Annotated in this window: 12 protein-coding genes; 9 read left to right on the forward strand and 3 right to left on the reverse strand. The window is 71.5% G+C overall.

Features of this window, described 5'->3' with window-relative positions:
• Position 1 precedes the first annotated feature (1 nt).
• Positions 2-700: a DUF484 family protein gene (locus tag FIF60_RS11595; RefSeq protein ID WP_158639179.1), complete on the reverse strand. Its 699-nt coding sequence runs from the start codon at positions 698-700 to the stop codon at positions 2-4.
• Entirely contained in the window at positions 697-1,353 is a 657-nt protein-coding gene (gene fsa / locus FIF60_RS11600; protein WP_144186246.1) for a fructose-6-phosphate aldolase, read from the reverse strand. Before fsa ends, FIF60_RS11595 begins: the two co-directional genes overlap by 4 nt.
• Here fsa and FIF60_RS11605 point away from each other — a divergent pair.
• The 4 genes from FIF60_RS11605 to FIF60_RS11620 all read left to right on the forward strand — a co-directional run bounded on the left by FIF60_RS11605 (position 1,352) and on the right by FIF60_RS11620 (position 7,072).
• A complete protein-coding gene (locus FIF60_RS11605; RefSeq protein WP_239451597.1) occupies positions 1,352-3,625 on the forward strand; it encodes a primosomal protein N' in 2,274 nt (757 codons plus the stop codon). The two genes, fsa and FIF60_RS11605, sit on opposite strands and share 2 nt — an antisense overlap.
• A gap of 31 nt (positions 3,626-3,656) precedes the next feature.
• Positions 3,657-4,529, forward strand: coding sequence for an arginase family protein (locus FIF60_RS11610; protein ID WP_158639180.1), 873 nt, complete (start codon positions 3,657-3,659; stop codon positions 4,527-4,529).
• An 81-nt stretch (positions 4,530-4,610) separates the two neighbouring features.
• Positions 4,611-6,155 (forward strand): hypothetical protein, encoded by a 1,545-nt coding sequence (locus tag FIF60_RS11615; RefSeq protein WP_144186248.1) that lies wholly within the window; start codon positions 4,611-4,613, stop codon positions 6,153-6,155.
• Complete coding sequence (locus FIF60_RS11620) at positions 6,152-7,072, forward strand: hypothetical protein (RefSeq protein WP_144186249.1); 921 nt, start codon at positions 6,152-6,154, stop codon at positions 7,070-7,072. The genes FIF60_RS11615 and FIF60_RS11620 overlap by 4 nt, the downstream gene beginning before the upstream one ends.
• A gap of 6 nt (positions 7,073-7,078) precedes the next feature.
• Here FIF60_RS11620 and FIF60_RS11625 read toward each other — a convergent pair whose 3' ends face one another.
• Positions 7,079-8,530: an amidase gene (locus FIF60_RS11625; protein WP_144186250.1), complete on the reverse strand. Its 1,452-nt coding sequence runs from the start codon at positions 8,528-8,530 to the stop codon at positions 7,079-7,081.
• 216 nt (positions 8,531-8,746) lie between these two features.
• On the opposite strand from FIF60_RS11625, the gene FIF60_RS11630 reads away from it, so the two are divergent.
• Genes FIF60_RS11630 through atpC form a run of 5 tightly spaced genes read left to right on the forward strand, consistent with a single transcriptional unit; the run spans position 8,747 to position 13,731 of the window.
• Positions 8,747-9,379, forward strand: a complete 633-nt coding sequence (locus tag FIF60_RS11630) for a F0F1 ATP synthase subunit delta (protein ID WP_144186251.1) — start codon at positions 8,747-8,749, stop codon at positions 9,377-9,379.
• Between the two features lies 1 nt (position 9,380).
• The gene (gene atpA, locus FIF60_RS11635) at positions 9,381-10,913 is read left to right on the forward strand and encodes a F0F1 ATP synthase subunit alpha (RefSeq protein ID WP_144186252.1); all 1,533 of its coding nucleotides are present in this window, start codon (positions 9,381-9,383) and stop codon (positions 10,911-10,913) included.
• Between the two features lie 29 nt (positions 10,914-10,942).
• Positions 10,943-11,830 (forward strand): F0F1 ATP synthase subunit gamma, encoded by an 888-nt coding sequence (locus tag FIF60_RS11640; RefSeq protein ID WP_144186253.1) that lies wholly within the window; start codon positions 10,943-10,945, stop codon positions 11,828-11,830.
• Between the two features lie 43 nt (positions 11,831-11,873).
• On the forward strand, positions 11,874-13,298 hold the full coding sequence (atpD, locus tag FIF60_RS11645; protein WP_144186254.1) for a F0F1 ATP synthase subunit beta: 1,425 nt from the start codon (positions 11,874-11,876) through the stop codon (positions 13,296-13,298).
• Positions 13,299-13,320: 22 nt separating this feature from the next.
• Entirely contained in the window at positions 13,321-13,731 is a 411-nt protein-coding gene (gene atpC / locus FIF60_RS11650; protein WP_144186255.1) for an ATP synthase F1 subunit epsilon, read from the forward strand.
• The last annotated feature ends 215 nt before the right edge of the window (positions 13,732-13,946 follow it).

The raw sequence follows: 13,946 nt of genomic DNA on the forward strand, positions 1-13,946 counted from the left end.
GTCACCCGTCTGCGCGGCCGAGCGTGATCGCCGCCGCGGCGGCGAGGAAGGAGACGATCTCCGTTCCCTGCCTCGGTTCGAAATGCCCCGTGTCGCGCGAGCCGCAGGCAAGCAGCGCCTCGCCCCCCGAGGCGAGGGAGAGCCTGGCGAGCGCGTCTGAGGCAACGAGTGCCGCCGCCTCGCCGTAGAGGATCTCGGTGTCGGAGGCGTGCGGGCGGAGCACGATGGAGGCCGAGCCGGGAAGGAGCCGCGCCACCGTGCCGCGTGCGAGCGGCCGTGCGCCGACCACCGCGCGCCCCTCGGCGCAGACGGTGACGACGTCGAGCCCGAGCAGGTCGGGCCACTCCTGCACGATGATGTCGAGCGCCTCTGCCGGCGTGCGCGCGGCCATCAGCGCGAGCACGGCCTTGTGCGCGCGGGCCTGGTTTGCCTGGTTCGTCCGGCCATGCCCGACGAGGTCCTCGAGCGTGGCGCGAAGCTCCGCCGTGCGGGCGCGCTCGGCCTCCAGCATCGCGGCCATATGGTCGGCCATCCGCTCGCCGTGCACGCGCTTCGGCGGGCTCAGCGCCCGGTAGAGGGCGGGATTGTCGGCGAGAAAGGAGGGGTTGGCCCGCAGGAAGGTCTCGACCAGCGCCGCGTCCTCTGGCTCCGGCGGCGCGGCCGGACCACCCTTGCTCTTGCGGGGCCGGTCGCCGGTCAAAGGATGCTCTGTCCCGTCTTCGCCCAGTCCGCCAGGAAGGCAGCGAGCCCCTTGTCGGTGAGCGGGTGGTTGAACAGCGCCCGCAGCACCGAAGGAGGCAGGGTCGCGACATGCGCGCCGAGCTTCGCGGCCTCGACGAGATGGATCGGGTGGCGGATGGAGGCGACGAGGATCTCGGTCCCGATCGCGGGGTAGTTGCCGTAGATCTCGACGATCTCGGCAATCAGCACCATGCCGTCCTGGCCGACGTCGTCGAGCCGGCCGACGAAGGGCGACACGAAGGTCGCGCCCGCCTTGGCTGCAAGGATCGCCTGCGCGGCCGAGAAGCAGAGCGTGACGTTGACCATCGCGCCCTCGCCGACGAGCGCCTTGCAGGCGCGCAGGCCATCGACCGTCAGCGGCACCTTCACCGCGACGTTGGGCGCGATCGCCTTGAGGTACCGCCCCTCCTTCATCATGCCGTCGAACTCGGTGGCGGTGACCTCGGCGGAGACGGGGCCTGGGACGGCGGCGCAGATCTCGGCGATCACGTCGGCGATCTTCCGCCCCGACTTCGCGATCAGCGAGGGGTTGGTCGTCACCCCGTCGACCATGCCGAGCGCGGCGAGCGCGCGGATCTCAGCGACGTCGGCGGTGTCGACGAAGAACTTCATGCGAGGCGGTTCCCAGGTGAAAGTGGCGCCGATGGATGGCGACCCGACCATAGACGCCCAAGGGGCGAAGGCAAAGCGACAGGGTGGTGCGACGCGCCGCGTGCCGGTGCTGCTGCCTCTGCCGCTCGCCGGGCCCTACGACTATGCCGTGCCGGAAGGCTGGGAGGTGCGGCCCGGCACCCTCGTCGCCGCCCCGCTCGGCGGGCGGATGCTCGCCGGCGCGGTGTGGCACGGCGAGGCGGAGGGGTCGGTACCGGACGCGAAGCTCCGCCCTCTCGCCGCGCTGCTTCCCGCGCCGCCGATGACCGAGCCGCTGATGCGGCTGGTGGACTGGGTGGCGCACTGGACGCTGTCGCCGCCTGGCGCCGTCCTGCGCATGGCGCTCTCTGTTCCCGCAGCCCTTGCCGAGCCGCGCATCCGCGCAGGCGTCGTCGCCGCCCCGGGCCTCGACCCCGCGACGCTGCCGAAGGCGCGGGCGAAGGTGGCCGAGGTGTTGGCCGAGGCGCCGGTCCCCTGGGCGCCGGGCGATCTCGCGCGCGCGGCCGGCGTCGGCGCGGGCGTGATCAAGGCGATGCGCGAGGCGGGGCTGCTCCTCTCCGTCGCGCTGCCCGACCGCGGCACCTCCTTCGAGGCCGAGCCGGGACCTCCTCCCGTTCTCTCCCCCGCCCAGGCAGAGGCGGCGGCGACGCTGCGCGCTGCGGTGGCGAGAGGCGGCTCCGGCGCGACGCTGCTCGACGGCGTGACGGGCTCTGGCAAGACGGAGGTCTATCTCGAGGCGGTGGCCGAGGCCGTGGCGAGGGGCAGGCAGGCGCTGGTGCTTCTGCCCGAGATCGCGCTGTCTGCGCAGGTGATCGAGCGGTTCCGCGCGCGCTTCGGCGCCGCCCCCGCGGTGTGGCATTCCGAGGTCGGCGGTGCGAGGCGCCGCGACACTTGGCGAGCTGTTGCGGAGGGGCGTGCGCCCATCGTCGTCGGCGCGCGCTCGGCCCTGTTCCTGCCCTTCCCCGCGCTCGGCCTGATCGTCGTCGACGAGGAGCACGAGACGGCCTTCAAGCAGGAGGACGGCGTCGCCTACCACGCACGCGACATGGCGCTCGTCCGCGCGCACCTGACCGACATCCCGGCAATCCTCGTCTCCGCGACGCCCTCGCTCGAGACGCTCGCCAATGTCGAGCGGGGGCGGCATGCGCGGCTGCACCTGCCCGAGCGGCACGGCAGCGCGGGGATGCCGCATGTCGAGGCGGTCGATCTACGCGCCACGCCGCCTGGGCGCGGACAGTTCCTGAGCCCTCCGCTTGCCGAGGCGGTGACCGAGACGCTGGGCAAGGGCGAGCAGGTGCTCCTGTTCCTGAACCGCCGCGGCTATGCGCCGCTGACCCTCTGCCGGTCCTGCGGCCACCGCTTCCAGTGCCCCAACTGCACCGCCTGGCTGGTCGAGCACCGCTACGTGAAGCGCCTCGAATGCCACCATTGCGGTCATGCCGAGCCGGTGCCCGAGGCCTGCCCCGAATGCGGCAAGGAGGGAACGCTCACCCCCGTCGGCCCAGGCGTCGAGCGCGTCGCGGCGGAGTGTCGCGAGCGCTTCGCCGATCATCGTGAAGGGGGCGTGCGCATCGCCGAGATGTCCTCCGACACGATCCACGGCGCCCAAGGGGCGGCGCATTACGCGCGGATGATCGAGGAGAGGGAGGTCGATCTGATCATCGGCACGCAGCTCGTCGCCAAGGGCTGGCACTTCCCGCACCTGACGCTCGTCGGCGTCGTCGATGCCGATCTCGGCCTCGCGGGGGGCGACCTGCGCGCGGCGGAGAGGAGCTTCCAGGTGCTGCACCAGGTGGGAGGCCGTGCCGGCCGCGCCGAGCATCCCGGCCGCGTGCTGCTGCAGACCTGGGCGCCCGAGCACCCGGTGATGCGGGCGCTCGTCTCTGGAGACATTGAGCGCTTCGTGGCGGAGGAGATGGGCGAGCGCCGGGCGGGAGGCTGGCCGCCTTTCGGCAGGCTCGCCGCCATCATCGTGTCCGCCCCGGAGATGCCGGTGGCGGACGAGGCGGCGGCGGCGCTGCGGCGCACCGCGCCCGAGGGAGAGGCGTTCCGCATCCTCGGCCCCGCGCCTGCGCCGCTCGCCATCCTGCGCGGGCAGCACAGGCGCAGGCTCCTGCTGAAGGCGGCACGAAGCGTCGACGTCCAGGCGCTGCTCGAGGACTGGTTGTCGCGAACCGAGGTGCCACGCGCAGCGCGCGTGGATGTGGACGTCGATCCCGTCAGTTTCCTGTAGTGTGCCGCCCGCGACTCGTGGAGGCGACGCCATGCTGATCCAGCCCATCCTGCTTCCCTTTGCCGGCGATGTCGGGCGCTGGGGTGCGGCGAAGGGGCCGGGCGCGATCATGGAGGCCGGCATCGCCCTGGCGCTCGCGGAGGCCGGCCACACCCTGGCCGAGCCCGTGGTGGCCGGGCTTGCCCGCGGCACCCGCGTGCGCGACCAGGTCACCAATATCGGCCGCCTCGCCGCGCAGGTGTCGGACGCGGTGGCGGCGGCGATCGGCGAAGGCCGTTTTCCGCTGGTGCTCGAGGGCAACTGCACCGGCGCGGTCGGGCCTGCCGGCGGCGTGGCGCGCGCGAAGGGCGGCTGCGGCATCGTCTGGTACGACGCGCATGGCGACATGCACTCACTCGCCACGACGGGCACCGGCCTGCTCGGCGGCATGCCCTACGCCGTCTGCCTGGGCTGGGAGTTCGACGACTGGCGCGAGGCTGCCGGCCTCTCGCGCCCCGTGCGCGCAGAGGCCGCAGCACTTCTCGGCGCCTCCGACCTCGACCCCGAGGAGGAAGCGGCGCTTGCCGCGAACCCGATCGCCAGGCTCGACGCGGCCGAGATGGGAAGCGACGCTGCCGAGCGCACCGAAGCACTTCTCGCCCCCCGCGCGGCGGAGGCGCCAGGCTGGTACATGCATATCGACCTCGACGTCGCGGGCCCCGACAACGTCCCGGGCGCGCTCACGCCGGCGCCGCTCTGGCCCGCGCGCGGGGACCTGATCGCCTCGATCGCGGCGGCGGCGAAGGCCGTGCCGCTCGCCTGCCTCGGGCTTGCCGCCTACGACCCCTCCGGAGACCCCTCCGGCCGCGGCGCGCGGCTTGCAATCGACATGGCGCTGGCGGCGCTCGGCGGCGACGCGGCCTGAGCGCCGCCTCCCGCCCATCGCACGGTTGCCGGGCCGCAACATCCCGTGCGAGCCTTTCCCCACCGTTCAGGGGGAACACCCATGTTCATGCGTCTCGCCGCCGCGCTCCTCGCCGTGCTGGTGGCGTTTCCCGCCTTCGCGCAGCAGCAGCAGAGGCCACAGCAGCAACAGCCCGCGCCCCAGTTCACGCTGAAGAACGAGGGCGAGGTGCAGCTCCAGGAGCTCTACGTCGCCCGCGGCGGCCAGGGAGCGCGCAACTGGGGGCCCGACCGTTTCGGGAGCGACGTCGTGCCGGCAGGCGGAACGTTCCGCGTGCGCCTGCCATCCGGCTTCGGCTGCTTGGTCGATATCCGCATCGTCTTCGAGGATGGCGAGGAGGAGGTGCGCGAGCGCGTCGATGTCTGCCGCAATCGCGAGGTGAGCTTCGCCCGCGCGTTGCCGGCCGCGGGATCCGACCGCGCGGTCGTCATCGAGAACCGCTCGCCGCGCAGCATCAACCAGCTCTTCGTCTCCGGCACGCGCGAGACGGAATGGGGGGAGGACAGGCTCGGCTCCGAGACGGTCCAGCCGGGGGGAAGCTTCACCGCCCAGGTGCCCGACCATGGCTGCGCCTATGACGTGCGCGTCGTGTTCGACAATGGCGGGGCGGAGGAGCGGCGGAACCTCGACCTCTGCGAAACGGCCACGCTCGTGATCGTGCCGGGCTGGACGACGGCCGACACGCTCCCCCGCGGCGGCGCAGGCCAGGGGCCTGCCGCAGCGGCGGGGCAGGTCTCGGTGGTGAACCGATCCGGCCGCACCGTCTTCGAGATGTTCTCCTTCCCCGATGGCGCAGCAAGCCGCGGGCCCGATCGGCTCGGCACCGACACGATGGCCGACGGCGCGACGGTGCGCATTCCCGCCGCCGCCCCGCCCGATTGCGCGAGCACGCTCGCCATCACCTATGACGACGGCACGCGCGAGCAGCGCGAGGGCATCGACCTCTGCGCCACGACCGAGATCGTGATCGCGCCAGGCTGGACCGGGGCGGACCCCGCGCAGGGCCAGGCGCAGGGCCAGGCGCAGGGGGGCGGGCAGCAGGGCGGGCCGGCCGCCTCGTCACCCGGCACGGTGGGCATCGTGAACCGCTCCGGCCGGGTGGTGTTCGAGCTCTATTCCTACCCCGACGGCGCCGCGGAGGAGGGGCCGGATCGTCTCGGCGCGGATGTCATGCGCGAGGGCGGCTCGGTGCGCGTTCCGGCCGCGCGTGCGCCGAACTGCGCGACGACCGTGCGCATCACCTACGACAACGGCGACCGCGAGGAGCGAACGGGCCTCGATTTCTGCGCCCTCTCCGAGGTCGTGATCGAGGCGGGCTGGACGGAGGCCCGGCCGCCGCATTTCGCGAGCATCGTCAATGGCGGGCCGGCGCCGATCATCGCGCTCCATGCAGACGCGCCCGGCACGCCGCGCGGCCCCGACCGGTTGGGCGACCAGGTGATCGGTGTCGGCCAGGCGTTCGTGCTTGCTCCGCCCGATGCAGGAAGCTGCACCTACGACATCACCGCCGTGTTCCGGGACCGCCGCACGGCCCGCATCGCCGGGGCCGATCTCTGCTCCGGCGTCGAGATTAGGATCGCGCCATGACCCATCACCTCGCCGCCGCCCTGCTCGCCCTGCCGCTCGCCTTCACCGCCGCCCCGGCGCTGGCCCAGGGGGGAGCCCAGGGGGGAGCCCAGGGGGGAGCCCAGGGGGGCGCCGTCCCGGCGGCCGCACAGGGCCTCTGGGCGAACGGCCAATGCTCCGACCCCGGCGCGCTTCTCTTCCTCACCGGCCGCTACTGGGCGCTGCTGCCGCAGGCGGGGGCGCAGGAGATGTGGCGCGTCGCCCGGACCGTGGAGAACGGCGGCTACACGCTTGCCGTCGCCGACGACCCGGACCAGACGCGGCTGATCCTCCGCCCCTCCGGCACCGCGCTCGAGACAGGTACGCCCGGCCCGAAGCAGCCAGACGATGCCCTGCCGGGTGACGCGCCGGCGACGCAATGGGCGCGCTGCCCGGGCCTTCCCGCCCATCTCGCCTTGCTGCACGGCGAGGGGCTCTCCTTCGTCGGCGCACTCGACGGGTTCGAGTCCGCCTGCGCCTCGGGCGGCACCGAGCCCTGCGTCGGCGCGATCTTTGCCTGGGCCGACGTGACGCGCGACGGCGTGCTCGCGCCGGCCGAGATCGCACGGCTGACGCGCGCGGCCACCTACATGGCCATGCTCGCGACCGGCACCGAGCTCGAGGAGCTTGCCGCCGCGATCGGCGCCGGCGCGCTCGGTGGCCTCTTCGCGGCGCAGGCGCTGATCCTCAGCTACGACTATGACGGCTCGGGCGGGCTCTCGATGGCCGAGCTCCTGCAGGACCGAGTGCCCGTTCCGGGCATCGCCGGCCCCGCCGCGCCTCCGGGCCCGCCGGTCGCGGGCCCGCCGCTCGGTGGCGCGGCGCTCGCCGGCCAGCTCGGCGCGCTCAGGACGCTGATCGACCAGCTCGGGCCGATGCTGGGCCTCCCGGCGCGCTGAGCACCGTCAGCCGTCGTACCCGGGCGGCGGTTCGAACCCGCGCCAGGCCTTCTCGATCATGCCGGCGACCGCGATGGTGGTGCGGTCGTCGTACTGTGCGCCGACGATCTGCACGCCGACCGGAAGCCCGTCGATCAGCCCGAGCGGGGCGACCGTTCCTGGCAGGAAGAACAGGCCCGGATAGCCGGCCCAGAAGAGCTGGTCGGTCGTCGGCTGCTTCCTGCCGTTCACCTCGATCATACGGTCATGCCGCTCGCCCTCCTGGTCGTGCGGGAAGGCAGCACCGGCGGCGGTGGGGCAGAGCAGCACGTCCCAGTCGCGGAAGAACGCCGCCCAGGCAAGGCGCATGCGGTGCCGCTGCTCGTTCAGCCTGAGCCAGTTGCGGTGCGACAGCGTGTTGCCGCGCGCCATCAGCGCGACATAGCTCGCATCGCCCTCGCCGCGCCGCGCCGCTTCCGCCGCCCAGCGCTCCACCGCCGCGTCGGGGATCCGCGCCGAGGTCGCCGCCCGGAGCATCAGGATGTACGTCTTCGCCATCTCGGTCGTGTCGAACTCCGGCCTCGCGGTGAGCGACACCTTTGCGCCTTCGCGCTTGAGCGCCTTTCCGAGATCCTCGAGCAGGGCCGAGTAGCGTGTGTCGACCTCCGCGTTCGGGTCGGACGGCATGACCGCCACGCGCAGTCCCTTCAGCCCCTTGGTGCGCGGCTTCGGCAGGTCGAGCACCCAGCCCGCGCCGTCGATCTCGTCCGGCCCCGCCATCACCTCGAGCGCGAGCGCGAGGTCGGAGGCCGAGCGGGCGAGCGGACCAATGGCCGAGATGTCGGACTGCGCGACGGCGCCAAGCGTGTGGCCCTTCGACGAGCAGATGCCCCAGGTCGGCTTGTGGCCGAACACGCCGCAGTAATGCGCGGGGTTGCGGATCGAGGCGCCGATGTCGGAGCCGATCTCGAGCCCCGTCATGCCGGCGGCGAGCGCAGCGGCCGAGCCGCCGGAGGAGCCGCCCGGCGTGCGCGTCATGTCCCAGGGGTTGTTGGTCGTGCCGTACACGGCGTTGTAGCTCTGCCAGTCGGCCAGCATCAGCGGCACGTTGGTCTTGCCGAAGATCACCGCGCCTGCCTCGCGGAAGCGTGTCACGGCGAGCGCGTCGCAGGCGGCGATGTTGTCCTTGAAGGCCGGGTCGCCCCAGGTGGTGGGGTGGCCGGCGATGTTGAAGCTCTCCTTCACCGTCATCGGCACGCCGGCGAGCGGAGGCAGCGCCTCTCCCCTGGCGCGGGCACGGTCGACCGCGCGGGCGTGCTTCCTCGCCTTCTCGATGTCGCGAACGACGACCGCGTTGATCGCCCCGTCATGCTTCTCCACCCGCGCCAGGTAGTGGTCGAGCAGCTCCTTCGCGCCGACCTTTCCAGTGCGGACCAGCCGGGCGAGCTTCGTGGCGGGGGCGAAGGCGATGTCGGTCATGGGGCTTCCTCTCCTGGGGGGCGGGCGAAGGATCGACCCGGCCCGGCGCCGTGACAAGGCGGGGTGCGAAACGGCTTCCCCGGCCTGTTGCACCGCCACATCCCCTGTGTTACCTCCCCCGCGCCTTCGGGGGGCTGCCTCCGGAGGGCCATTTCCTGCGGCCTTGGCGCCCCCACGTGCCTGGCCGTCAACGCGAACCGGGTCGAGGCTTCCGTCGTGCCGCCTTCCGACAATCCCCGTATTGCCGAGATCGTCGATGCCATGAAGCTCGCGCGCGATGCGCGCGCGGCGGTCGACGAAGTACCGGCGCGCTATGCGGGCGGGCTTCTCGCGCTGGCGGACGAGTATCGCCAGAAGGGCGACGAGGGCGTGTACGACCGTCTCGCCGCCTCGCTCGACGGTCTTGAGCAGCTGTATGGCGAGAGCGCGGAGTTCCGCACCCTGGTCGATGACCCGCGCATCCCGCGCGAGGCGCAGATGAAGGCGGCGCTTTCGATCGCCGACAGCGCCGGGCTCGACCCGATGGTGCGCAACTTCCTAGGCGTGATCGTGAACAACCGGCGGCTGTCGATGCTGCCGCGCATCCTCGGTGCCTTCCGCGCCCTGCTGGCCGCACGCCGCGGCGAGGAGACGGCCGAGGTCGTCAGCGCCGTGCCGCTGTCCGACCAGCAGGCGCGCGCGGTCGAGGCGTCGCTGATCCGCGCGGGCCATGCGCGCGTGCGCATCGCCCAGCGCGTCGATCCCTCCATCCTCGGCGGGCTGATCGTGAAGATCGGCTCGCGCCTTTACGACAGTTCCATCCGTAGCCGCCTGCAGCGGCTTTCACAGGCCATGAAGGGGGCAGCCTGACATGGAGATCCGTCCGGCAGAGATCAGCGCGATCCTCAAGAGCCAGATCGCGAGCTTCGACACGGGAGCCGACGTCGCCGATGTCGGCCAGGTGCTCTCGGTGGGCGACGGCATCGCCCGCGTCTACGGCCTCGCCTCGGTGATGGCCGGCGAGATGGTCGAGTTCCCCGGCGCCGGCCTGCGCGGCATGGCGCTGAACCTCGAGAGCGACAATGTCGGCGTCGTGATCTTCGGTGACGACCGCGGCGTGCGCGAGGGCGACCTCGTGAAGCGCACCGGCGCGATCGTGGACGTTCCCGTCGGCAAGGGCCTGCTCGGCCGCGTCGTCGACCCGCTCGGCAACCCGATCGACGGCAAGGGCCCGATCGAGGCGACCGAGCGCCGCCGCGTCGACGTGAAGGCCCCGGGGATCATCCCCCGCAAGGGCGTGCACGAGCCGATGCAGACCGGCATCAAGGCGATCGACTCGCTGATCCCGATCGGCCGCGGCCAGCGCGAGCTCGTCATCGGCGACCGCCAGACCGGCAAGACGGCGGTCATCATCGACACCATCCTGAACCAGAAGACGGTCAACGCGACCGACGACGAGAGCCGCAGGCTCTACTGCATCTACGTCGCGATCGGGCAGAAGCGCTCGACGGTCGCGCAGCTGGTCAAGACGCTCGAGGAATACGGCGCGATGGAGTACTCCATCGTCGTCGCCTCCACCGCGTCGGAGCCCGCGCCGCTGCAGTATCTCGCGCCGTACTCGGGCTGCGCGATGGGCGAGTATTTCCGCGACAACGGCATGCATGCCGTGATCGCGTATGACGACCTCTCCAAGCAGGCCGTCGCCTACCGCCAGATGTCGCTCCTGCTCCGCCGCCCGCCGGGCCGCGAGGCCTATCCGGGCGACGTGTTCTACCTGCACTCGCGCCTGCTCGAGCGCGCGGCGAAGCTCAATGCCGAGAACGGCTCGGGCAGCCTCACCGCGCTCCCGGTCATCGAGACGCAGGCGGGCGACGTCTCGGCCTACATCCCGACGAACGTGATCTCGATCACCGACGGGCAGATCTTCCTCGAGACCGAGCTCTTCTACAGGGGCATCCGGCCTGCGGTGAACGTCGGCATCTCGGTCAGCCGCGTCGGCTCGGCGGCGCAGATCAAGGCGATGAAGCAGGTGGCCGGGCGCATCAAGCTCGAGCTCGCCCAGTATCGCGAGATGGCCGCCTTCGCGCAGTTCGCCTCCGACCTCGACGCCTCGACGCAGCGGCTGCTCGCCCGCGGTTCGCGCCTGACGGAGCTGCTCAAGCAGCCGCAGTTCGCGCCGATCCCGGTCGAGGAGCAGGTGGTGTCGATCTTCGCGGGAACGCGCGGCTACCTCGACAGCGTGAAGGTCAACGACGTCGGCCGGTTCGAGCGGCAGATGCTGTCGGAGCTCCGGGCCTCCGATACCGGCGTGCTCGAGGCGATCCGCAACGACCGCGAGATCAAGCCCGCGACCGAGGAGAAGCTGAAGGCGTTCCTCGACGCGTTCTCGCGCAACTTCGCCTGAGCGCACCGGCAGCCGGGAGAGCCTGACCGATGCCGAGCCTGAAGACGCTTCGCACGCGCATCAACAGCGTGAAGTCGACGCGCAAGATCACGCAGGCGATGAAGATGGTCGCCGCCTCGAAGCTGAAGCGCGCGCAGAGCCAGGCCGAGGCGGCGCGCCCCTACGCGGAGAGGATGGAGCGCATGCTCGGCGCGCTCGCCACCGCCGTGGCCGGCAGCCCCGAGGCGCCGAAGCTTCTCGTCGGCACCGGCAGGCAGGACGTTCACCTGCTCGTCGTCGTGTCGGCCGATCGCGGCCTCTGCGGCGGCTTCAACTCGACGATCTCGCGCTTCGCGCGCAACCGCATCCGCGCGCTCGAGGAGCAGGGCAAGACGGTGAAGATCCTCACCGTCGGGCGCAAGTCGCGCGACTACCTGCGCCGAGAGTTCGCGCGCCAGATCGTCGGCGAGGTGAACTTCGTCGGCAAGAAGCGGATCGACTTCACCGACGCCGCCGAGATCGCCCAGCGCATCACCGCGATGCTGAACGCCGGCGAGTTCGATGTCTGCACCCTGCTGTACAACCGCTTCAAGTCGGTGATCAGCCAGGTGCCGTCCGAACAGCCGCTGATCCCGGCCTCGATCCCCGAGACGGGCGAGGTGGCGGCGGATGTGGGGCCGAAGGCGCTCTACGAGTTCGAGCCGGCGGAGGAGGAGATCCTCGCGAACCTCCTGCCGCAGAACCTCGCCATCCAGATCTACCGCGCCATGCTCGAGAGCGCGGCGGGCGAGCAGGGCGCGCGCATGACGGCGATGGACAACGCCACGCGCAACGCCGGCGACATGATCGCGAGGCTGACGCTGAACTACAACCGTCAGCGGCAGGCGAACATCACCAAGGAACTGATCGAGATCATCTCGGGCGCCGAGGCGGTCTGAGCCCAGGCTGCACCCGGCTGCGGAACGAGTGGAGAGCGGAACGATGGCAAGCAACAACGTCGGCAAGATCACCCAGGTGCTGGGTGCGGTGGTGGACGTGCAGTTCCCCGGCGAGCTTCCGAACATCCTCAACGCCATGTCGACGCAGGTAGGTGACCGCACGCTCGTGCTCGAGTGCGCCCAGCACCTCGGCGAGAGCACCGTGCGCGCCATCGCGATGGACAGCACCGACGGCGTGGTCCGCGGCTCGGAGGTGACCGACAGCGGCCGCCCGATCGAGATGCCGGTCGGCCCCGAGACGCTCGGGCGCATCCTCAACGTGATCGGCGAGCCGATCGACGAGCGCGGGCCGGTGAACGCGACGAAGACCCTGCCGATCCACCGCGAGGCGCCGAAGTTCGTCGACCAGGCGACCGAGGCGCAGATCCTCGTCACCGGCATCAAGGTGATCGACCTTCTCGCTCCCTACCTCAAGGGCGGCAAGATCGGCCTGTTCGGCGGCGCCGGCGTGGGCAAGACGGTGACCATCCAGGAGCTCATCAACAACGTCGCCAAGAAGCACGGTGGCTACTCGGTGTTCGCCGGCGTCGGCGAGCGCACCCGCGAGGGCAACGACCTCTATCACGAGATGGTCGACAGCGGGATCATCAAGCTCGACGGCCCGGGCTCCAAGGTGGCGCTGGTGTACGGCCAGATGAACGAGCCGCCCGGCGCGCGCGCCCGCGTCGCGCTCTCGGGGCTGACCATCGCCGAGTACTTCCGCGACGAGGAGGGCCAGGACGTTCTCTTCTTTGTCGACAACATCTTCCGCTTCACCCAGGCGGGCTCCGAGGTGTCGGCGCTGCTCGGGCGCATCCCCTCCGCGGTGGGCTACCAGCCGACGCTTTCGACCGACATGGGCGCGCTGCAGGAGCGCATCACCTCGACCAAGAAGGGCTCGATCACCTCGGTGCAGGCGATCTACGTGCCCGCCGACGATCTGACCGACCCCGCGCCCGCCACCAGCTTCGCCCACCTTGACGCTACGACGGTGCTCTCGCGTGCGCTGACCGAGATCGGCATCTATCCGGCGGTCGACCCGCTCGACTCGACGTCGCGCGCGCTCGACCCGCGGATCGTCGGCGAGGATCACTACAACACCGCGCGCGAGGTGCAGCGCATCCTGCAGAGCTACAAGTCGCTGCAGGACATCATCGCCATCCTTGGAATGGACGAGCTCTCGGAAGAGGACAAGCTGATCGTCGCGCGCGCGCGCAAGATCCAGCGCTTCCTCTCCCAGCCCTTCTTCGTCGCCGAGGTGTTCACCGGCCAGCCCGGCGCCTTCGTCGAGATCCAGGACACGATCCGCAGCTTCAAGGCGATCTGTGCCGGCGAGTATGACCACCTGCCCGAGAGCGCCTTCTACATGGTCGGCACGATCGAGGAGGCGGTGGCCAAGGCCGAGAAGCTCGCGGCCGAGGCGGCCTGAGCCAGGAGAGGGGGAGAACGCCATGGCGACCTTCACGCTCGAGCTCGTCTCGCCGGAGCAGCTCCTGTTCTCCGACGAGGTGGAGATGGCGGAGATTCCGGCCGCCGAGGGCTATATCGGCGTGCTGCCGGGCCACGCACCGATGATCGTCGCGCTCAAGGGCGGCGTGATTCGCATCCACAAGGGCGGGGCGATCACGCACCGGCTCTTCGTCGCCGGCGGTTTCGCGGAGATCACCGCCGAGCGCTGCACCGTCCTCGCCGAGGAGGCGGTTCCCGTTGCCGACCTCTCGCGCGACTCCGCGGCCACGCGCATCGCGGAGGCCGAGGCGGCCTACGCCGAGGCGGCGAAGGGCGAGAGCGTCGAGGCACGCGAGGCGGCGATGGCGCGGCTGCTCGCCGCCCGCGCGCGGCTCGAGGCGGCCTCGGCCTGACAGCTTCCCGGCCGCGCCACTCCGCGGCGCCGCCCGCTCCGGCAAGCGATTGATTCGGTGCTGTTCCCTTCCTGCCACGGGGGGTTGTTCGCGGCTTTCGCAATCCCCATTGCATAGGGGAGACTGCAGTCCGCCGGTGCAAGGCCGGCGGGGCCGGCCGTGGTTCGTGCCGCGTCGGCCATCGTACCCGGGGAAGTGCAACCGCCATGTCGAGG

The organism is Elioraea rosea, from assembly GCF_007644105.1.
Taxonomy (GTDB): Bacteria; Pseudomonadota; Alphaproteobacteria; order Acetobacterales; family Acetobacteraceae; genus Elioraea_A; species Elioraea_A rosea.

What these genes read in the sequence shown, in the direction of transcription:
- FIF60_RS11605 (WP_239451597.1), top strand. Translation starts at nt 1,352, where the DNA reads ATGCGAGGCGGTTCCCAGGTGAAAGTGGCGCCGATGGATGGCGACCCG.
- fsa (WP_144186246.1), bottom strand. Translation starts at nt 1,353, where the DNA reads ATGAAGTTCTTCGTCGACACCGCCGACGTCGCTGAGATCCGCGCGCTC.
- FIF60_RS11610 (WP_158639180.1), top strand. Translation starts at nt 3,657, where the DNA reads ATGCTGATCCAGCCCATCCTGCTTCCCTTTGCCGGCGATGTCGGGCGC.
- FIF60_RS11615 (WP_144186248.1), top strand. Translation starts at nt 4,611, where the DNA reads ATGTTCATGCGTCTCGCCGCCGCGCTCCTCGCCGTGCTGGTGGCGTTT.
- FIF60_RS11620 (WP_144186249.1), top strand. Translation starts at nt 6,152, where the DNA reads ATGACCCATCACCTCGCCGCCGCCCTGCTCGCCCTGCCGCTCGCCTTC.
- FIF60_RS11625 (WP_144186250.1), bottom strand. Translation starts at nt 8,530, where the DNA reads ATGACCGACATCGCCTTCGCCCCCGCCACGAAGCTCGCCCGGCTGGTC.
- atpA (WP_144186252.1), top strand. Translation starts at nt 9,381, where the DNA reads ATGGAGATCCGTCCGGCAGAGATCAGCGCGATCCTCAAGAGCCAGATC.
- FIF60_RS11640 (WP_144186253.1), top strand. Translation starts at nt 10,943, where the DNA reads ATGCCGAGCCTGAAGACGCTTCGCACGCGCATCAACAGCGTGAAGTCG.
- atpD (WP_144186254.1), top strand. Translation starts at nt 11,874, where the DNA reads ATGGCAAGCAACAACGTCGGCAAGATCACCCAGGTGCTGGGTGCGGTG.
- atpC (WP_144186255.1), top strand. Translation starts at nt 13,321, where the DNA reads ATGGCGACCTTCACGCTCGAGCTCGTCTCGCCGGAGCAGCTCCTGTTC.